Annotated in this window: 17 protein-coding genes; 3 read left to right on the top strand and 14 right to left on the bottom strand. The window is 48.2% G+C overall.

Annotated elements, in window-relative coordinates; translation table 11 throughout:
* Positions 1–95: 95 nt before the first annotated feature.
* From HV352_RS03685 to HV352_RS03675, 3 genes are read left to right on the top strand one after another with little or no spacing between them, the layout of a single operon-like run.
* A complete protein-coding gene (locus HV352_RS03685; protein WP_016154483.1) occupies positions 96–335 on the top strand; it encodes a hypothetical protein in 240 nt (79 codons plus the stop codon).
* Positions 336–343: 8 nt separating this feature from the next.
* The gene (locus tag HV352_RS03680) at positions 344–1,084 is read left to right on the top strand and encodes a hypothetical protein (protein WP_049268884.1); all 741 of its coding nucleotides are present in this window, start codon (positions 344–346) and stop codon (positions 1,082–1,084) included.
* A gap of 41 nt (positions 1,085–1,125) precedes the next feature.
* Complete coding sequence (locus HV352_RS03675) at positions 1,126–1,662, top strand: redoxin domain-containing protein (RefSeq protein WP_049268885.1); 537 nt, start codon at positions 1,126–1,128, stop codon at positions 1,660–1,662.
* Positions 1,663–1,821: 159 nt separating this feature from the next.
* On the opposite strand, the gene HV352_RS23630 is transcribed toward HV352_RS03675, so the two are convergent.
* From HV352_RS23630 to HV352_RS03610, 14 genes are all read right to left on the bottom strand, one after another.
* Positions 1,822–2,259 (bottom strand): VasL domain-containing protein, encoded by a 438-nt coding sequence (locus HV352_RS23630; protein WP_249415453.1) that lies wholly within the window; start codon positions 2,257–2,259, stop codon positions 1,822–1,824.
* Entirely contained in the window at positions 2,220–3,161 is a 942-nt protein-coding gene (locus HV352_RS03670; protein ID WP_249415452.1) for a type VI secretion system ImpA family N-terminal domain-containing protein, read from the bottom strand. The genes HV352_RS23630 and HV352_RS03670 overlap by 40 nt, the downstream gene beginning before the upstream one ends.
* Before the next feature lies 1 nt (position 3,162).
* Entirely contained in the window at positions 3,163–3,606 is a 444-nt protein-coding gene (gene tssE, locus HV352_RS03665; protein ID WP_049268755.1) for a type VI secretion system baseplate subunit TssE, read from the bottom strand.
* Positions 3,606–4,139 carry a type VI secretion system lipoprotein TssJ gene (gene tssJ / locus HV352_RS03660; protein ID WP_049268754.1) on the bottom strand — a complete coding sequence of 178 codons (534 nt, stop codon included), beginning with the start codon at positions 4,137–4,139 and terminating at the stop codon, positions 3,606–3,608. Before tssJ ends, tssE begins: the two co-directional genes overlap by 1 nt.
* Entirely contained in the window at positions 4,114–5,202 is a 1,089-nt protein-coding gene (gene tssG, locus HV352_RS03655; protein ID WP_029139656.1) for a type VI secretion system baseplate subunit TssG, read from the bottom strand. Before tssG ends, tssJ begins: the two co-directional genes overlap by 26 nt.
* Positions 5,163–6,929, bottom strand: a complete 1,767-nt coding sequence (tssF, locus tag HV352_RS03650) for a type VI secretion system baseplate subunit TssF (protein ID WP_181635207.1) — start codon at positions 6,927–6,929, stop codon at positions 5,163–5,165. Before tssF ends, tssG begins: the two co-directional genes overlap by 40 nt.
* A gap of 22 nt (positions 6,930–6,951) precedes the next feature.
* Positions 6,952–8,550 carry a type VI secretion system protein TssA gene (gene tssA, locus HV352_RS03645; RefSeq protein ID WP_181635206.1) on the bottom strand — a complete coding sequence of 533 codons (1,599 nt, stop codon included), beginning with the start codon at positions 8,548–8,550 and terminating at the stop codon, positions 6,952–6,954.
* A complete protein-coding gene (locus HV352_RS03640; protein WP_249415451.1) occupies positions 8,547–11,654 on the bottom strand; it encodes an ImcF-related family protein in 3,108 nt (1,035 codons plus the stop codon). The genes tssA and HV352_RS03640 overlap by 4 nt, the downstream gene beginning before the upstream one ends.
* Positions 11,655–11,967: 313 nt before the next feature.
* Positions 11,968–13,119 carry a hypothetical protein gene (locus HV352_RS03635; protein WP_049268750.1) on the bottom strand — a complete coding sequence of 384 codons (1,152 nt, stop codon included), beginning with the start codon at positions 13,117–13,119 and terminating at the stop codon, positions 11,968–11,970.
* 6 nt (positions 13,120–13,125) lie between these two features.
* A complete protein-coding gene (locus HV352_RS03630; protein ID WP_072034040.1) occupies positions 13,126–13,392 on the bottom strand; it encodes a PAAR domain-containing protein in 267 nt (88 codons plus the stop codon).
* A 163-nt stretch (positions 13,393–13,555) separates the two neighbouring features.
* Positions 13,556–14,572: a putative type VI secretion system effector gene (locus HV352_RS03625; RefSeq protein ID WP_047499245.1), complete on the bottom strand. Its 1,017-nt coding sequence runs from the start codon at positions 14,570–14,572 to the stop codon at positions 13,556–13,558.
* A gap of 20 nt (positions 14,573–14,592) precedes the next feature.
* On the bottom strand, positions 14,593–17,352 hold the full coding sequence (locus HV352_RS03620; protein ID WP_249415450.1) for a T6SS effector BTH_I2691 family protein: 2,760 nt from the start codon (positions 17,350–17,352) through the stop codon (positions 14,593–14,595).
* A 209-nt stretch (positions 17,353–17,561) separates the two neighbouring features.
* Positions 17,562–18,593: a putative type VI secretion system effector gene (locus tag HV352_RS03615; RefSeq protein ID WP_181635203.1), complete on the bottom strand. Its 1,032-nt coding sequence runs from the start codon at positions 18,591–18,593 to the stop codon at positions 17,562–17,564.
* Positions 18,594–18,631: 38 nt separating this feature from the next.
* On the bottom strand, positions 18,632–19,666 hold the full coding sequence (locus HV352_RS03610) for a putative type VI secretion system effector (protein WP_181635202.1): 1,035 nt from the start codon (positions 19,664–19,666) through the stop codon (positions 18,632–18,634).
* Position 19,667: the final 1 nt, after the last annotated feature.

Genomic DNA, 19,667 nt, shown 5'->3' with positions numbered 1-19,667 from the left:
TCGATTCAAAACCATATTGACAATATTTTCAGTGTGTGTGTAATATCAAATGGTATCGATTCGATACCATTTGATATTACACAAGGAAAGTCATCATGAGTAAAACAGCCGTTTTCTTTCATGCAGGTTGCCCGGTATGCGTAGATGCAGAACACCAAATCGCACTGGCACTCGATCCCGCTCAATACACGGTAGAAATCGTTCATCTCGGAAATGATAAAACCCGACTGAATGAGGCCATCGAAGCTGGTGTGCAATCTGTTCCAGCCCTGGTACTGGATGGCGGTATCCCGCTTCACATCAACTTTGGTGCGTTTATTAAAGATCTGCTTTAAGGATAAAAATGAAACGTATTGCGATTGTATTAGCAATGGCTGTAGCCACCTCTGCCGGTGCACATGGCAATGAGCCTCATCAGGGCGGTATTAAAACCAGCGCCGACAAGGCTGTATTGGCTGAGTTTGATATTGTGCACACGAAAGTCACTACCGAAGGGAATGTTGCCACCTTCCATATGGCAGTTTCCGGCAAGGCAGGTAAAAGTAAGCCTGCAGTAACAGGTAAGCTGGCGGGAACGGAAATTTTCTCTTATGTCTGGCCGACAACGATCGATCCGTATGAAGTGGGATTTGAACATAAGGCCGGTATCCTGGCTCTGGCGGTAACATCCCATCCTGATCTGGATGATACGCCGCTGTATGATGAAAATGGCGATGGTAACCGCAACAATGATGGCGATCTGTGGCATACCCACTGGGTGGTGCTGAAGCCTAACGAGGTCTGCGGGCCTGGCGCACTGGCCGTAGTTGATATTCCTGAGGGACAAAAACCCAGGCTGCCAAAAACCTGGCCTGGCTTGCCGGTATTGTTGGACAGTCCGGGCTGGAATCCTACGCTGACAGGTGAAACTGTAGAAGTGAAAGTTCCGTTCGATAATATTGGCGTGGTCACTGCCAGCCAGTTTGATGGCGTAACTGCCGGGCTACGAGTTAATGCATCCGTTCATGCGCCGCTACTTTGCGTCGAGGATGTATTTAAAGTGGCCTCTGGCAAGCTGACGCTGCCGGGGAAAGTAAACCAGTAACAGAAATTAACCCGCACCACAGTGCGGGTTCTGGAGTTAACATGAATATCATTCGCCATCCGCGAGCACCAACATTGACAATTGAACGCTGGTTTAATACATCACAGCCGATAACCCTGGAATCATTACGCGGCAAGGTCGTGGTAATGGAATCATTTCAGATGCTGTGTCCTGGCTGTGTTTCCCATGGACTGCCGCAGGTTTCACGTGTGTACGCCACTTTTCCACCGGATAAGGTGGCCGTTATTGGCCTACATACGGTTTTTGAACATCATGAGGTAATGACCGCACAGGCACTGGAAACCTTTCTATCAGAATACCGCATCCCTTTCCCCGTCGGGGTGGATATGCCGTCTCCTGACAATGATGTCCCCCAGACCATGCTGTCCTACGCTATGCGCGGTACACCTACGTTGACGTTAATTGATCAGCAGGGATACCTACGCCAGCAATATTTTGGTCAGGTAGACGACCTCGCGCTGGGAGCAGAAATCGGGGCGTTATTAAATGAGTCGTTGTCTGTTTCCGAGGACGCGTCTATGGCATCAGGGTGCAGTGATGGGCAGTGTGCACTATAGAGGTCCCGATAGAGATCCTGGCGTTAACCTTTTAGGGCACTCAGTGATAATTCCTGATAAATATTATTAATTTTTCATGATTTTATAGCGGAGATCATCAACCAATTTTATATAACCAACTGAATCAGTTGATGATCTTTGGCTGGCTTATTTCCAGTGCTACCGCCCTCGAATGGCATTTTGTTTCAGCAGCGTATAACGATTAAGAAGCTGGTTAAGCCGTATATCGAGCTGCTGATACAAAGCGGGTGACACACTCCCCTGTTTTTTTAATTCCTCATCGATTTGACGCAACAATTCTTCTGTCGGCGGCGTTTGGTCAAGCTGGCGGCGGATAGTGAAAATGGCTGATTTCAACTCCGACCCCGTCAGATATTTACCCTTGCGTTCATCAAGCGCATTTAGCTGGGCGGTTAACGCTTCCAGCCCCTGCTGGGCATGATGCCAGTTTTGCAGAGCACTTTCCGGCAACGCTTCCGTAGTTAACTGTTTCTGTAAGCTGCTCGCGATTACTGTCGTCTGCGATTCTTCCGGCCACAGAGTGACTAACTGCTGCGCTAATGATGCAGCGTATTCCCGCGACCACAAAGGTGACAAGCGATGTAAACGTCCAATTGCTCTTGCGTTGCAGCAATTATATCTTGCTTCTTCCCCTGCAAATCTGAGGACTGCTTCAATGTGGACAATTGTTCAGGCGTCGGCACCTGTGGCAATGGCTTAACCAGTTCATATCCGTCGGCTCGCATAGGGTTGATAGCAAGAAAAGCGCCGGTACTCACCACTGCTGTAACCATGACACCGATAGCAAACCCCAGCCACATGCGTCGGGTTCCATGATCGATTTTGGTCGCTAAAACCGCTGCGCTCGATTGCCCGGACGACGCTGGCTCATTAACCACAAAGACCAGTTGTGGCAAAGACGTCACAACGTTATTTGTTGCATCTGAAGCCGGTATCATCACAATGGCCGATCCCGAATCGGGTTCGGATTTCTCCAGACGCAAAGCTGCATTGTGCATCCAGGTCACGACAGCCTCCAGTTTACTAAGCGCTTTCAACTCAAGCCGTTGCAGCACTTCGCAGGCATGTTTTAAACTCTGTTCAACCCGATACACCATGGATAAATCAGTATATGACAGCGTTAGCGTACGCAATTCTTGCTGTAAACGGGCTGAGAGCCATGCCAACATCTCAACGCGGGCATGAGTTTGCTGTGGCCATATTGCATTCCAGTGGTGCGTCAGTAAGGCCTCCAGGAGTTCCGCGCATTCGGCAAGTCCCACCAGTCCCGCATTCCGTATTCTGGCGACGGTGTACCAGGACAGTGTTTGCAGTTCGACGCCGTTATGACGAAACAATGCGAGGCTTAACTGTTCAACTTTTTGCCAGTCAACGTCCGGGCGCGCGGGGTGAGTCAGCTTGCTGATTTCATCGCGTAACAACCCGAACTCCGTGAAAGCACGCGGGTCACCACCGGTGCTGATGCGATACTTATCCATGTCAGTACACTCCAGTCTCAAGCCAACCCTGCCTCTTAAGGTGACGGATAAGAACCCGCCCCTCAGGGGTAAAATCAGTACCATAGCGAACAATGCCAAGGTCTTGCAGTTCAGCATCAATGGAATAACGCAAATGCCCCGGCGTTTCCTGCTCCTGCATCGTTACCTGAATACCTTTTAGCCGCGGTTCATACTTCAACAAAACCAGAGAAAGCGTGCTGATAAGCTGATGTGCCGTACCTGGCATTCCCTGGAGGATTTTGGTCATATCCGGCAGACCGTAATCGGGTAAATGTTTGAGGCTACCGGCACGAGTATTCAAAATGCGCTGCATATTATCCAGGACGGATAAGATGACCTGCGTGTTTTCACTGACCGAGTGCAAAGGGAAACCACCGGAAAAATTACCCAGTAAGATGTCATAAAGAGACGGCTGCTTGACCATTACTCATCCTCCTGCGCCAGGAGTGCCAGAGTCCGGGTATTTAATTCAAGCACACGCGCCTTATCAGGATCGAGATCTTCACGGCGTAATACCACGCGCCATGAATCTTCAGACTGTTCGGGAGAAATAAACATCCCCGCCACGGCAACATATTGCGCTTCCTTTTCGAGTGGAATATCGACAGTTACGCTTTCACCAGGACGTATCAAAACATCTTTCTGGGCCAGTAAATCTGTTTTCACCACCGTGCTATCTTGCACAAATAAAGACTGATAATTAGCCGAGTCAAACGCTTTACGATCTTTGAGTTGGTAAATACGCACAACCGTAGAAAGCGCTATGCCCTGCGCATTTTTATTAGCGCCTTCTCTGGCGGAAAGATCCAAATGCAGCGTTTTAATTTCCTTATAAAAAATAGACTTCGTTAATGACACCGTGCCTTCAGATACTTTTTGTGTCAGACCACATCCAGTGACCACACTAGTCATTCCGGTTATTACGGCAAAATTAATAGCGATAATCGCCAGTCTCATCGGCTTCCCTCCGCTGATCATGTTGACTAAGGCTCTGCCAAAGCCCAAGTTTAATTGTTATAAATTGATTCTTAGCTTCCGGGTTATCCAGACGCAAAACGGCCGTGCGGCCAAGCTGTACTGCCCGTTCACATTTGTTACTGGTAAGTTGAGCATCCGGAAGCGCCGAGCGAGGAATGCGTAATTGCAGCCTTGCATTGACTCTGGCGCCTAAATACACGTGCATCAGCGCGAGAAAATCATGATAAAGCTGGCCGCCCGGTAACCAGTCGCGAACCTCATCGGGAACATCCGTTGTAAGAGTAATAAGCACCTGGCTGTTAATATCTACAGCGCTATGTCCCATCACCGGGCGAGAATGGAGGCTAACGGGTTGCCGCGTTCTCATTTTTAACGGCTTATCCTGCAGGATTAAGCGCTTATCATGAGGAGTCACGGTGATATTTGTTGTTGGCGATAATAAAGATACCAGCGCGGATATACCTTCCGCCGTACGCGTTGGCATTCTCATGATTCCCAACAGCGCCAAAAAACGCGATAACGGAGCCTCGGTTTGCGTGGCGCATCCCCGAATGCCCAACCCGGTCAACCCCAGTAAATATTGTGATGTTTCATCTGTAGCGCCTGGGCGGAAGGTCGCCGGATAGCTGTATTTACGCCAGATTCGATAAAACTGCGTAATTAAGCGATGGTTAAAAATATCCAGAAACTCAGCAGCAACGTCCGAACCTTCCTGACGCTGGGCAATATCATCCTGATAGGTTGTCGGCAGCGGCGATTCCACGCCATACAATCCCATAAAAGTGACACGAACCGTTGGTGGAAGTATGGGTTGTAGCGGATCATATTCTGCATTTTTTAGCTCCCCCGCCGGGAACCCCATCCCGGGATGAGGACGAAAACGAATGGTATCGAAGCGCGGACTTTGTTGGCTTCCAGGACTTGGCGCTTGTGGATTCCACTGTTCCAACAACTGGCAGAAACGATAAAAATTAGTACGGGGTAGGTTTTCACCAAGGCTATTTAGCAGCCGGGTAGTCGCTGATTGTGATTCTCTTTCCATCGCAAGCTTTTCCCTGCCGGCTGTATGATTAAAGTAAGCTGATTAAATAAGTGAATATCCGCATACAACGCAAAAAAGCGGTTAAGCATTTCACCAAACAGATGAATATCGCCCTCACCGGTAAATCCGTTCTCATCAAGCGTTATTTCGATATCCACCCCACGGAGTAAAAATCCTTTTTCAAAGCGCTGTATTTCATGTTGCTGAACATCCATGATCGCATCCAGACGACGATAATTAAGCTCATCGTCCTGCCAGTTATAGAGAGACAACGTTCCTTTGAGCACTTCTGCGCTGGCCATCATATTCAGAAAGCTGGATCCCAGGTGGCTCAACACTCGCCAGTGAAAACGATCCTCTGCTGGAGGATAAGCAGGTAGTGTCGGCTTACACAGATTGCGCACGGCAATCGGCGTCTGGAGGATCTGCTCGCAGCGATTGAGCAATGAACTCTGCAAAGCTCGCCTGGGTAGTTGACCGTTTGTTCCGGTCACTTTTAATGACAAGGTTTCCTGCTCAGCAAGACGATCCCGCTCCCAGGCATCTCCTCCAAGGATCAACCATGTATCATATAATCCGGATACGCCGCGTCTGACGCGAGTATGGTAATAACGCTCTGGCGCGTTACGGCGCATCATGCCTCCCTTATGGCGAAAACTGGTGAAAGGAGCATAGACAGCGTTATGCGTTCGCTGTGAACCAGAAACTGCATCGACTGCATAAATTTCCGTATGTCCATCCTGCAACCTGCGCGGACGCAGCAAATATTCGCTTTCTAGTCCATTAACCACCAGTGGATCGGCCTCCATAGTGAAGAGATTAATCACCGGAACGCAATGAAGACGAATATTTTCACTCCCCAGAGGAAGCTCAGAACTCCACTGTTGAGTCAGTACCACCTCTATTTCAAAGCAATCTATACCAGCAGGAAACATTATCTTTTCCAGACCGTTAAGATGGACAAACATAAATTTTTCGCGGAACGTAAAATACTCAAGCAATAATTGCCAGCCGCCAAACGCCGTATCGCCTTTTGGCCATAAACTGTCTTCACTGGCAAATCCGCCAGGTGAAAAGTAACCATCCAGTCGAATACGCTCTACGCTTTTGGGGAGCCTCAGATAAAGAGAGGCCAGACGCTTTGTCAAAGCAAGGTGCAGCGCATGGGTCACCGGCGCATCACCACTCAGGTAAAAACTGAGGCGCGTCAGATCAGTTTGCGACCAGTCCATCTGTGGATTGCACTTTATTCGCATACGAATGACCGAGCGTCCGTCAGGTTCCGCATCGATATTCACCGCCGTGACAGACAGCGGATTGAGCGTGACGGGCTGTGTAGTACGATACTGACATACCGTTTTTTTAGGACCGACGGGCTGTGACAATACGCCAAACCTCGCGTTAATCCTCTCGCTCATTTTCAGCACATCAATATCAGGCAAAAGCTCGACAATACTTAAAGAAGGAATGGTACGTAAATAATGAGGCCACAGCAGACTCATCAAACCTTCGGTAAATTCAGGAAGATGATCGTCAATTTTGGCCCGCAATCGCCCCATCGAAAATGCAAAACCTTCAAATAATCGCTCCACATAGGGATCGGGAATACCAGTTTTATCCAGATCCAGCATGGCTGCACGATCCGGATGCGCCTGCGCAAACTCTTTTGCCGCTTCCCTTAAATAACGCATTTCCGCGTCATAATAACGCAGAGTTAAGTCTTCCATTTTACAATTCACTTATTTTGTTTTAGCCACACAAGACGGCAGCTCTGGCAGGATCAATGGCTACCAGTCCGGACAACAGTAAGTCCATCTCTGGCATCAGACGCGCTTTGTCACTTTCACTGCGATTGGCTTTTAAACGCAGAAGTTTCAGCCGTCGCGCTTTTACTTCAAACAGCAGTTCAGGCTCCCATTGTTTGAGGGTGAGAGAGTGTGCTGTCGCATTCAACTCGCCAAGCAAATGCAGCGCGAGATCGTTGCGCCCACATTGTTCCGTCAGGCGAGCCATCAACAGTTGGCGTAACCAGCGTTGTCGACGTGAAATCACGCCGGGGCGAGCCTGAAGCCAGGCGAGCGCGGCTTCAACGCCTTCGCTATCCGCCAGCGCCAAGGCCTCGCTTTCAAGTAGCAGGATATCGTCGTCCGCCCCTGCGGTAGCCGCAGTGACTTTTTCCGTCTGCCAGTCACTTTCCTGCAGCACCTCGCGGGCGATCCACTCACGCGTAACATCATCGGCAAAGGGCATTCCGTCGTCAAATGCCAGCGTTTCCAGACCCGGCATCCGATGCAGCAACATTTTCAGATCGCTGATGATAATCCCGGCATTTTTATCCCATGGCGATCCAGCCCTCATTAATGCCTGATGAAGGTACCACTGCACATCAAGCCAAAAATGATTCACTCCCTCAACAAATAAGCTGTCAGTTAACTCAATCAATTCAGTCCAACTTTGCTGCAAATAAAGACGTTTAAGCTGCGCACGGTAATCACTCTTGGGCGGTTCCAGACGTGTACGTCCGGCGCCATCTGGCGGAGGAAGCTGGCTGACCGTATCGAGCCGTACGCTTTTCATCAAATGATGCGCCGCCAGCCAGCCATCTGGCTGATCGGCCAGATATTTCGCCAACACCCGTGCCTGCTCCAGTAACTCCCGGCCCGAGGCAATACTTTTGAGGACTGGAGTATCTGCGCTGTACCGAGCGGTTTGGGTGCTGATATTTTGTGGTACCAATGCCTGAGCACCGCCTGATTGGGCCAGACGGTTCTCCAGCGCGCTATACAGCGCTCCAAGCCCTGGGCGAATGCTCTCCTCTCGCTGATTAAATTGCTGGTCCAGCAACATCAGCGCACCAGCGATCCGTTGCGCGTCAGGTCGTGAAACTTCCGGGAATCGCGCCAGACTATCCAGCATCCGCCCGCCTGCTAACCATTCGAGGGCGGCTTTATGACTATTCGCTTTTAAGGGATGGAGAGTATCGCCATATTGCTGCATCAGGCCAGCCAGCAAAATCAGACCATCCGCCAGGCCGGACTCACCATCCTGGTGCAAACGCGCCCATGTGTAATAAGTGACAACACGGACATCCTTACAAGTGTTGATCAGGAGTTTTTCCGCAAGCTCAATGATGAGATCCGTTTGTGCGCCAGAAAGTTTATTCACCTCTTCCCGCATGCGCTGAAAATCATCGTCATAGCCCGGATCGTCACCCCCCGGGTTGGCTGCTGAAATTGGCAATAACCAGTTTTGCCATAGCGCAGTCTGCGTTTGTGCCTGTTCCATCAGTTGCTGTTGTTCATCTGTCGAATCCGCACTGGCGGCCAGTAGACGATTCAGAGCGCTCATTCTTCTTCCTCTGAGGAAAGCTTGCTGCTAACAATAAAAATTGCTTCGGGTAGTTCAAAATCGCGGAGTTTGAGTAATGCAAGGGGACCTTCACCCGCTTCCGTGCGCAGGGTATAGTTCAGCGGCAATCCATCTTGCGCAGTCCAGCGCAGGTTAAAACCGCTGCTCACGCCAGCATTATCAGTTATCTCCGCTTTCTCAAGCAGTCTTATCCAGCCCCAGGTACCGGGGTTATCTGAGTAGATTCGGGTTCCCGTACTCGTGCTCACCCAGCTTAGGGTTGCTCCTGACGCTTGCGTATCGGCAGGCCAGACAACGTTTTTCCACGTTGGCATCTGATTAACGTAGGTGAGTTTTTGGCCATCCAGCACGAGGTCTGTCTGCATCACATCTCGTGCCGTTCCAGGACGCAGTTCAAAACGAATCCCGGCTTCTCCACGAATAAAAGCGACATCCGCAATTTGACTGAGTAGGTCCATCGCCTCGAGGAACGCAGGATTAAATACCAGTCCCTGAGCATTCACCGTGTCGGCAACCCAGTGACTTCCCTGTTTATGCAGCACACCGCTTAAATGACTTTCGAGAAAATGCTGAATTCGGCCATTATCGCTTCGCAGATATTGCGCCAGCAGCGGCAGGGAAGCCTCGCTGCCGACATCACGGAACGGATAACGTCCACCGAATGCGCTGTTCCAGTCATTCACAATCAGCGCCTTCCATTGCGCATTCAGGCCCGCCGCGGTTGGCTGCAACACCTGCTGCCATGACTGCTCCAGCGGCTGAACAAACATTGTTTGACCAAATCCACTCCATGCTTGCCCCAGACTGGCAGCCACCAGATTTCCATAGTCACGCGTGGTAGTGAGATCAACGGTTTTGCCCTGAAATACCGTCTGCGCCAGGGCCTGACTCATTCCCTGCGGATCGGCAGCGTTAGTAATCTGCTGGAGTTTCAGCCTGACCTGCGTTACCCGGGTCAGGTAGGTTTGCAGACTCAGATGGCTGATATCCTGCCCAGCCGATTGTTCATCCATCAATGCCAGGATTGGCGAGAAGGTACTCGCCATAGGACCTTCTTCCCGTGCATGCTGGTCAATGGTCTGTTTCTCTTTGGTGTTAAACAGATCCTTTGCCGACTTCACCAGTGAGTCCGACAACGCTTCCCCGGTTAACCCTGTACGTCCCTGAACGGCGAGCGTATTCATTAACGCAACCAGAGGAGACTGACGGATATCTGCAATCAACGTGAGTTGATCGATGGCATCACTCAGCGTTTGGGTGCGCTTCCAGCGAATACTGTTGAGAAAATCCAGCCAGTTGTCGGCAAAATCTATGAAGAAACGCTCGCTAAGACGCGCCTTTAACGCCTGTGGAGAGAGAGGGTCGCTTGCAGAGTGCGTTTCATCCCCCAGCACCTGATCCATCTCTTCCCGGCGGTTGCTTACGATTTTTTCTATGGCGGGCAAAACCTCCTCTTCCCAGGCTTGGCGGGTATACACGCCAGCAACCGAACTCCGGGTATAAAATACCTGGTCTGCCCGAGTATCGCCGGTCATGTCCTCCAGACGAAGATCGGTGTAATGCGGAGTCACCTGTTCAATGATTTTCTGATACAGGGCGGCTTCGCCATTGCGGATCCCCATCTGACGAATTAACAGCGTTCGCACCTGGCTAATAAGATTTTTATCGGCCGCTATTTTCCATTCAGGATGCGCCTGAAGGTTTTCTCCCCAGAATTGCCAGAGCCCCGGTCCAACGCCTTGCCATGATGCGCGCGAAATGCCTGCGCGCTCTGGCCAGTCTTGCATCAGCGCCTGACTAAAAAATGACGCCTCCATCTGTTCGGGCCGGGAGAGCATCAGATACATTTTCAACTGGTTGTAGGCGATCTTTGCCCGAGCTGCAAACTGCGGGCTATCCGGTGCCAGTCTCGTTAACGCCGTCAATTCCTGAGTGAGATGTTGTGCGGCTTCATCACGCAGTAGTGGAATAGCAATACGCGTATAACGCGGCCATAGGGCATCCAGCAGAGCATCATTTTGGCTCAAGCCAAAGCGGTAATACCACGGCACGCCATTCTGCTGACGCCAGCGAAGCATGCCCGGCGTTTGCTGAAGAGCGGATAACGCCGTAAGACGCTCGGCGAGCGGTTTATCCGGACCGCCAGCCAGTCTCGCCTGGTCCAGGCTTTCGGTGATCATATTGCGATTAGCCAGGAAAGAAACCGCCATTCCCGCGCCCCATAGCAGCATCAAACCGGCTGTACCGACTGCCAGCACTCGAATTCCTGAACGGCCTGTGCGCTGTGCCTTTAGCTCCGCAGGTAACGCAGGGAGTGAATCAAGCAACGCGCGCCAACGCTCATCACGCGTCCAGGCATGCGCAACGCGCGATGGGGTACTTTCCGCATACTGGCTCAAGATTACCGCCGCCAGCGGCAGGGGCCGATGCGGGCTGAAAAAAGTGGACAACAAGTCGCTGATGGCCTCTGCATTAGGCATCAGCAAATTAGCCATTTTCAGTAAGAAGTTATCGCGGAGATTTCGCGTAACCTGCTGCGTGCCCTGCTCTGCCATCTGCATTGCCAACGAGGTCAACTGCGAACGACATAAAGCCGTGGTGCATTTTGAAGGGAGCATACACGTCGCAGAGTGTAAGGTTACGTTATCCGGTACAAATTGAGCGCCATGCAGCGACCAGAGGTATAACGGCACTCGCCAGCGAAGCGTGGTAAAAACAGCCAGAAGATGGCGGGCGGCCTCATCCATTTGCTGTGAAGTTAAGGGCACAACAGGGGCTGATTGAAGCAAGGCATCATGTTGCTGATAAGTGTGGGTTACCCATACAACCCCATCCAGCGGGCGCCGATGCAGTTTGCGTATCGTATCAAACAGCGAGACATCTGGCGTTGCAGTGAGCTTGCCTCCCCAGATTAACACCACGCCATCCCCTTCAACCCAGCGCTGGGAGGTGAGTTCAGGTACCAGTTGATCAACCTGAGGGGCATCCCCCATCACCAGCAGGATACGCGTTTTGGCGCGCCAGCGGCGACCGTAGTTATCTTTAAGTGTAGAGTAGAAGTTAATGAATATATTGCTGTCCAATGTGGCTGCAGTATGATTTTCTACATTTGACTCATAAGCTGACTTCCATGGTAAAAGAAAATAAGCAATGGCTTTATATTTTAATAATGGTACATACGCTCCTAACACTGATTTCAACGCATTCACCTGCCATATTTTAAAAATATAACACAGTGCTAATAAAATCGATGTGATAACTATGACCCTGGTTGTTGGGGTTGTCACCCCGAAATACCCTCCGTAGTAATAAAGTACTACATAGCATATCAAACCAACAACAACCAAAATAAATAACAAACCACATAATCGCAACAAGCTAGACTTTTGCATATATCTATTCCCGACTTCTAATTTTTTTAACCCTCGACAATATAATATTTCCATCCGACTCTGAGAATATCAGATCAACAGCATCTATATCTTTTATATTTAATAAAGAAAACATTAACATCACCCAGATATCAAATTCTCCATGAATACCAACATATAATTCAGCATAATACTGCTCAAGATTTTTATTATGTTCGTTAAGAACAACAGCTGCCTTAGCTACATCTTTTTTATTGCTATTTTTTCCTATCAAAAAATTATCAACCATCCCGACACTGGCCTGATAAAAAATCAAATTGTTAAGATCTTTGATCAGATTATCTTCATTTGTAGAAATAGATCTATATAGTCTTGCCTTCTCGGCAATATTATTCTGTTTAATTAAAATCGCTGGAGCAAAAAGAAAAGCACACATACCATCCCCCGTACCAGGATGTTTATTATTAATATCCGTTGACTTTTCCCCTACAATAATTAATCTAAATTTATCCTCCGTAACACTTAGCCATTCATCAATATTTAATACATAGTTGTGAAAGATAAATTCACTGCTATTAATTATAGCATCAGAGAGGCCAAGTTGTTTCCAGGCCAATAAAAAAGACTGCCATGTTGAAACCCCCGATACCTGACCAACAATAAAATTAATAATCAAACCATTTTCAGAAGTAACATCCATTAATCTAGCTCTTATGGGAGCTAATAACTCATGAAATAAAGCAGTATAGCCAATCGATTCTGGGAAATTTAACGCCCTGGCCCCAATTGCATTGAACTCATTTTCTTCAAGTAAATTTAGCATCTGAGAATCTTCGGGAAAGAGATAACTATAATCTACAACACTTAAATAATCAGAAGCCCATTCAGACCACTTACAATCAATATTAGAACCTTCCGTTAATATCATTTCATTTTTTTCAAGAGACAATCCTCGCTGAAATAATCGAAGACCTAAGTATATAATGAATGCTAAAAAAATAATTAAAGATATTACAAAAGCATAATAAAAAGACTCATTATTATGAGTAATGTAATATAATAAACTGAATAGCAGAACAACAGTTATTAACAATGAGAAAAAAATACCACTATCGCGGCCCCACCTAATAGAAGGTACAGGTTGTATTATCTTTTTATCTGGAATATTCCAACTCATTTTAACTTACCAGACCCCCGTACAGGGAAGCGTTGAAATAACATAACAACCACATTGGCAGATACATTTATGCACGGCTACTGGTTTTCCATCTGAGATCCACTCTGGAGAACCCTGGATTATTTTATTTACGCCATGAAATGGAATTGGGCATATAACAGTATCACCAAGCAGTGCAACACCTAAACCATCGATAATTATCGTTGACGAAACAGAAATCACTTTACCACCACTACTTAATGGATCATTGAGCCTGACCAAACCTTGAAACATAAACCCTCACTATAAAAAATATAACTAGCGACATATAAACTTTCGAAAAAGATAAAAACACACTTTCCTACACATTTATACAATTAGATAAAGATCAGATAATATTAATATCTTTCCTGTCAAAAATATTAGCTTTAAAATTCAAAATTTAAATAATTGTCAACTAATAGTAAAAAAACCACCATCCTGATTTAAGTAATCGAACAGACCGCCCTTGCTTCTTAAATTCTTTTATATTTTTCTTGTCGAGTTTCCGAAGGTCAATATTCGTCACATTATCCCAGCCAGCAACAGTCAATATCTCCTCCGTCAACTGTTCTTTCGGAAAGGGGTGGCGTCGCCAGATTGCCCATATTGCAGGAAGGATATACAGAAAGGTTCCCATGGTCAGGAACATCGTTACCCCACTCACCATTTTTTCACTAACAATCCAGCCATCCTGATAAATAAACACTATCAACATAATAATAATTAATAAAATAACGACCGAAATGGGGACTTTCATCCCGTCAATTCGTGCCCGTCGTACTCCCTGGTAACACCACGGTGGCATAGTCAGCGAGCGCGCATGCGGCCGGACAAGGGCATAGACCAGGTACTCCTCTCCCACCGGCGCGGCAATCAGTTCCACTTCCTCACCTTCCCGACAATAGGGCGCTCCCAGCCACCCCGAAAACTGCCGACCGTTGATTTCTCCAGTAACGTACCACGCCGCAGCTGGAACCCTGTCTTCATTGCTCGCCACCATGCCCTGCGCTGTTGCCGCTGAGCCCATCGAGGCCAGCACCATCGCGGCAGACGCCATGTTCTCATCCTGCCTGCTGAAATACTCCCACGTCTGCGGATAGGCTTTGGTGTCAAAATAGTGCGTCAGGCAGCGCTGGTGATAGTTTTTCACCACTCCCCTGACCTTTATCAGCGGGGCTGGCGGGGGCAGTATCGGGTCCGGTGGCATATCAGCCAGCGCTTTTGCCAGTTGCTTTTCTTCACGATACAGTTCCGCCAGCCGTTTTTTATGCTTCTTCTTGCCTTCCGATTCATAGTACGCAATGGTTTGTCTTAATTTTATCCATTCCCTGCGCTCCCGGAGATAGTTTTCTTTCACATACCCTTTACCCTTCTCCAGCCCCCGGATATAGGCCCGGGGCATATCGGCGAACAGTTCATCATCTTCTGTCATAATATTTCGTTGCTCCAAAATTAAACCACAGCAGGGACTTCCGGCTCATCATAGATAATAAATGGCCAGTAAATTATTGGTTTTCCACGTTGTTGTTTTTTACCTGAAGATAATTGACGTGTGCTTTCTTGCAGTGAATTTCGGGCCTCATCAATAAACATATTTATTTTTTCCGGCGCATAACTATCGATATCAATCGAATTATCATCACCAAACAAACTATTCTCAATCCACGACTGTAACGCATCACGTGAATAATATTCAGTCAAAATATATTCAGCCACCATCAATAACAGGGCAACCTCCCACGAAGCCAACAACCCTACCCATTCGACACCTAATTTTGTTAATTGTGGTGCTGCAGCTTTTCCCAGCCATACGGCCAATCCCCCTCTAGCGGTATCCCAACCAAAGCGTTCAATCAACACCGACATCAATTTCCCTTCCGCTTTGGCAATAATGGCAACATCACTAAGAGTCTTAACTAAATATAAGCCGGTAAATGCCCATTTTTTACTGGAATTCGGTAAGCTAACTTTATTCAACAATGTGGAAAAATCTAATCCCAGCGAAAGGCCGGCACTTATCAGCGAGCATCCTGCGCCAGACATTTTCATGTAGTGGAGACTATTTTTCTCTTTAAGAATGACCTCCATTGCAGGTGTTGCAATATCAATAATCCCGCTTGCCGTTGCCGATATTGCGCTGACTACCTTGGCATAGTCAGAGGGTTTATCGTTAAAGTTATCGAGTTGGTTATACAGTTCGACCACATTGAAAAATAAAACAAAAATTCTAATACTGGTCACCGCATAACCAGAAGTTCCTGCAGGCTGGCGAAGATAATCTGCATACGCTTTTTCAAGTGCGGCATATTTATTACTCGCCACCCGGAGACGATCAGCCCGAATGGCTCTTTGCGTGCTGTAAAAAACAGTGTCAGTAATGTAAGCCCTACGCTCCGTTGCCCAACCAAAATATTTACTGAACAATATTTTTGTTTCTAACTCTGACTTTCCTGAAGATAGTGAAAAAAGAGTTCGAACTATAAGGTCATTCATGGTATTGAGCACAGGTCCAATCCGTGATACGGAAAAAAACCTGGTCCCCACGGTAACCATGTGCTGATCTATTTTATACAGCACTTTTTTCGAGAATACGGCATTGCTATCCAGAGGTTTTGAAATTTCACTCGTTGCTTTTTCAAAACCTTTAAATATTTTATTAAGTTTAGCGCCATTCTTCTCAAAAAAGTAGAGCACATCATTTTCAGAAACCGGAGATATGCTACACTGTTGCAAGCTAGCCAATAATGGCTCTGCATCTGCCATTATTTCTGGATTATTATAAAAATGTGTTCTCCAGACGAGATTAGTTTTACTTGCCGTGGTATATGCGTCGATCCAGTCATCCAGCAATTTTACACCTGATGGCGACTCATTAAGCCCAGCCATCGCGAATGCAGCAATTTCACGATAGTTTGCATTATCAACAGGGTCATTAGAGAAAAAATCCTGTAACATTGTTATAAATAAAGAAGTCTGTAACCATTCACAACGATAGATAATCAGTTTAGCGAGTTGCTCATCAATTTTTTGTGTAAGATCAGCACAACATTTATTAAAAGAATCCCATTTGCTCTGATTGATCATTCGAGCATATTTAGACCAATCATTAGCGACCTGGTGTTTTTTATAAACTTCGTTTTGTTTTCCCTTTATCTGTTTTTCGAACTCTTCGCGAGTTAGTATATCCTTCGGATCTGTTCCTTTAGATTTCTCATTCTGGACATACATGTAATAAGAATAATCCATTGCAGGAGGAGAGATAAATGTTTCCTGGGGTAATACAGAAAGCTGGGCTTCAACATTCTGTTCCGAGCTTTTGTTAACAATCTCCTTAACACCGTTTATCAGATTCTGGGTACAGAACTCCAGAGCGCGTTCATCACCGAATATCTTCGCCATCGCCAGGACATCGTTCGTCCATCCCGTCAGCTCATGCGTTATCCCTGTTGCATCATGCAGCGCCATCAGCAACGGTGTGACCGGGGAACCGTCTGGCTTCACACCCCGTTCCTTCATCTGCCGGATTGTGTTTCCGGCCACTCCACTCTTCCACGGGTACAATGTCTCCTGCGGCCCCGGCTCTTTGACTATTGCATAGCGTTCATTCACACACTGGCTGACGCGTATTTTATTATGGGTGCCATAAGGTAACCGCATTCCCGGGCTCAGCATGCTGCCCTGCGCCGGAATGTAATCCAGAACACTGACAAGATTCGCTGTGGTTGCCTCCGTTATTTGCTGTGAAGCCTGTGGCGCCCTCCAGTTCGATGAACTCACGCACTGCATTCTGCTCTGCCGTTGCACGCCATCGCTCGCGTAACGCTCCAGCGTATTTTCCGTCCACGGACACTGCGTGAATGCTATCCAGATGTCATTCTCCAGAACTTCATAGGGCAGCGTCAGAAAATCCTTTCCGCCATTACTGTAGGTTCCCTGCCGACAGTCAGGCTCTGCTTTCTCCAGGACATTTTTCGCCGAAAGCTGTTTCCACAAACTGCCGTCATCACATACCGACCACGCCTCCCAGTCCGTCAGATACGGATAGTAGATATAGATATATCCTCTGCGCATTGCGCGCAGCGCATAGTGGTAATTTTCGTTTTCCACCGGGTAAGCCGATACTCCTGATGTTGCCCACTCCGGTAACGGTTCTTTAATATATTCAGGAATCACCACATAGCGTACGGGTAGTAATGCCGGTCCCTGTGACATACAGTCACATTTATGATTTTTCATCTCAGCCAGCCCGATATATTGCGCAGAATTTCCTGCGTTCGCGACAGTTCATTTTTTTTGCTGCAGATAGTTATGAAGCGGATATTTTTTATTGCTGCCTTCCAGACTTCTTCGCAACCCGTCTGAGAATTTCAGGTCTTTTTTCATAATTTATCCAGACCGTTAAGAACCATTCAGCATCCTTATTAATAATAAAAAATGCCTGCTCTTATTCCTGAATGATCAAAGGGCGTACCTTTGCGCAGAGGGTTTGGCGGGATCTCTGTTCGCTTCCACTCTTTTTTTCGCCGTTTATGTAGAGTTTCCAGGTTAATATCCGCCACGTTTTCCCAGCCCAGCAGCGTGAATATCTCCTCTGACAGCGTTTCTTCCGGTAACGGCTTGTGTTTGTAAATTGACCAGGCCGCGGGAAGCAGGCACATCACCAGCAGAAAAACTATTGTGCCTGCTATAAATATATAGAACATAGGATCGTAAAATGATGCCATACCATCGCTACACAGCAATGTTATGAGGACAACGGCCAGGCACAGATAGCAAACCCGCAACGGGATACGCACTGCCGCCCGGCGCGCCTGATTCTTTCCCCGGTAACACCCCGGCGTCATGCACAGGGACTGCTCCTCCGGCTTGTGGATGGCATACACCAGATACTCCTCACCGACCGGCGCTGCCAGCAGTTCCACCTCCTCGCCTTCATAGCACCAGTGATACCCCAGCCAGCCCGAAAAACGTCTGCCGTTAATGCGTCCGGTCAGATACCAGGCCCCGCACAGCGGCCTGTCATACTCCTGCAGCAGGGCCGAAGCTGTCCCTCCCGAGCCGCTGGCCGCCCAGACCACCGCCGACGCCGCCATCTTCTTTTTATACCGGGTGTAGTAGGCGTTTCCTTCCGGATAGGACAGAACGTCAAAATGCTGCACCACCCGCCGCTGCGTCAGTTTTTCTATGACGCCCCGAACTTTAATCAGCGGTGCCGGAGGCGGCAGCACCGGGTCCGGCGGAGCGTTTTTCAGCGCCTCCAGCAGCTCTTTCTCTTTCAGGCGAAAATGTGCCAGCCATTTACCTTTTTCATTTTTGGCCTCGATATTGCGCAGAATTTCCTGCGTTCGCGCCAGCTCACTTTTTTGCTGCAGATAGTTATGAAGCGGATATTTTTTATTGCTGCCTTCCAGACCTCTTCGCAACCCGTCCGAGAATTTCAGTTCTTTTTTCATAATTTATCCAGACCGTTAAGAACCATTCAATATCTGTATTAATAATAAAAAAAACAAAATGTCCCTCCTGAATGATCAAAGGGCGTACCTTTGCGCAGAGGGTTTGGCGGGATCTCTGTTCGCCTCCACTCTTTTTTTCGCCGTTTATGCAGAGTTTCCAGGTTAATATCCGCCACGTTTTCCCAGCCCAGCAGGGTGAATATCTCCTCTGACAGCGTTTCTTCCGGTAACGGCTTGTGTTTGTAAATTGACCAGGCCGCGGGAAGCAGACATAACCCCAGTAAGGCTAGAAAAGCTACTGCCATAAGTGAATAAAAATATGGATTTGAGAATGCCTCCCATCCATTATATACATGTATATACAATGGGATAATAAGAGCCAGACAGAGATAGCAAACCCGCAACGGGATACGCACTGCCGCCCGGCGCGCCTGATTCTTTCCCCGGTAACACCCCGGCGTCATGCACAGGGACTGCTCCTCTGGCTTGTGGATGGCATACACCAGATACTCCTCGCCGACCGGCGCCGCCAGCAGTTCCACCTCCTCCCCTTCATAGCACCAGTGACATCCCAGCCAGCCCGAAAATCGCCTGCCATTAATGCGTCCGGTCAGATACCAGGCCCCGCACAGCGGCCTGTCATAGTCCTGCAGCAGGGCCGAAGCTGTCCCTCCCGAGCCGCTGGCCGCCCAGACCACCGCCGACGCCGCCATCTTCTTTTTATACCGGGTGTAGTAGGCGTTTCCTTCCGGATAGGACAGAACGTCGAAATGCTGCACCACCCGCCGCTGCGTCAGTTTTTCAATGACGCCCCGAACTTTAATCAGCGGTGCCGGAGGCGGCAGCACCGGGTCCGGCGGGGCGTTTTTCAGCGCCTCCAGCAGTTCTTTCTCTTTCAGGCGAAAATGTGCCAGCCATTTTCCTTTTTCATTTTTGGCCTCGATATTGCGCAGAATTTCCTGCGTTCGCGACAGTTCATTTTTTTGCTGCAGATAGTTATGAAGCGGATATTTTTTATTGCTGCCTTCCAGACTTCTTCGCAACCCGTCCGAGAATTTCAGTTCTTTTTTCATA

The organism is Citrobacter sp. RHBSTW-01044 (assembly GCF_013781945.1).
GTDB classification, from domain to species: domain Bacteria; phylum Pseudomonadota; class Gammaproteobacteria; order Enterobacterales; family Enterobacteriaceae; genus Citrobacter; species Citrobacter braakii.
The sequence above is the reverse complement of the archived record's forward strand: the minus strand, read 5'-3'. Positions and strand labels throughout refer to the sequence as shown.

What these genes read in the sequence shown, in the direction of transcription:
- HV352_RS03685 (WP_016154483.1), top strand. Translation starts at nt 96, where the DNA reads ATGAGTAAAACAGCCGTTTTCTTTCATGCAGGTTGCCCGGTATGCGTA.
- HV352_RS03680 (WP_049268884.1), top strand. Translation starts at nt 344, where the DNA reads ATGAAACGTATTGCGATTGTATTAGCAATGGCTGTAGCCACCTCTGCC.
- HV352_RS03675 (WP_049268885.1), top strand. Translation starts at nt 1,126, where the DNA reads ATGAATATCATTCGCCATCCGCGAGCACCAACATTGACAATTGAACGC.
- HV352_RS03670 (WP_249415452.1), bottom strand. Translation starts at nt 3,161, where the DNA reads ATGGATAAGTATCGCATCAGCACCGGTGGTGACCCGCGTGCTTTCACG.
- tssE (WP_049268755.1), bottom strand. Translation starts at nt 3,606, where the DNA reads ATGGTCAAGCAGCCGTCTCTTTATGACATCTTACTGGGTAATTTTTCC.
- tssJ (WP_049268754.1), bottom strand. Translation starts at nt 4,139, where the DNA reads ATGAGACTGGCGATTATCGCTATTAATTTTGCCGTAATAACCGGAATG.
- tssG (WP_029139656.1), bottom strand. Translation starts at nt 5,202, where the DNA reads ATGGAAAGAGAATCACAATCAGCGACTACCCGGCTGCTAAATAGCCTT.
- tssF (WP_181635207.1), bottom strand. Translation starts at nt 6,929, where the DNA reads ATGGAAGACTTAACTCTGCGTTATTATGACGCGGAAATGCGTTATTTA.
- tssA (WP_181635206.1), bottom strand. Translation starts at nt 8,550, where the DNA reads ATGAGCGCTCTGAATCGTCTACTGGCCGCCAGTGCGGATTCGACAGAT.
- HV352_RS03635 (WP_049268750.1), bottom strand. Translation starts at nt 13,119, where the DNA reads ATGAGTTGGAATATTCCAGATAAAAAGATAATACAACCTGTACCTTCT.
- HV352_RS03630 (WP_072034040.1), bottom strand. Translation starts at nt 13,392, where the DNA reads ATGTTTCAAGGTTTGGTCAGGCTCAATGATCCATTAAGTAGTGGTGGT.
- HV352_RS03625 (WP_047499245.1), bottom strand. Translation starts at nt 14,572, where the DNA reads ATGACAGAAGATGATGAACTGTTCGCCGATATGCCCCGGGCCTATATC.
- HV352_RS03620 (WP_249415450.1), bottom strand. Translation starts at nt 17,352, where the DNA reads ATGTCACAGGGACCGGCATTACTACCCGTACGCTATGTGGTGATTCCT.
- HV352_RS03615 (WP_181635203.1), bottom strand. Translation starts at nt 18,593, where the DNA reads ATGAAAAAAGAACTGAAATTCTCGGACGGGTTGCGAAGAGGTCTGGAA.
- HV352_RS03610 (WP_181635202.1), bottom strand. Translation starts at nt 19,666, where the DNA reads ATGAAAAAAGAACTGAAATTCTCGGACGGGTTGCGAAGAAGTCTGGAA.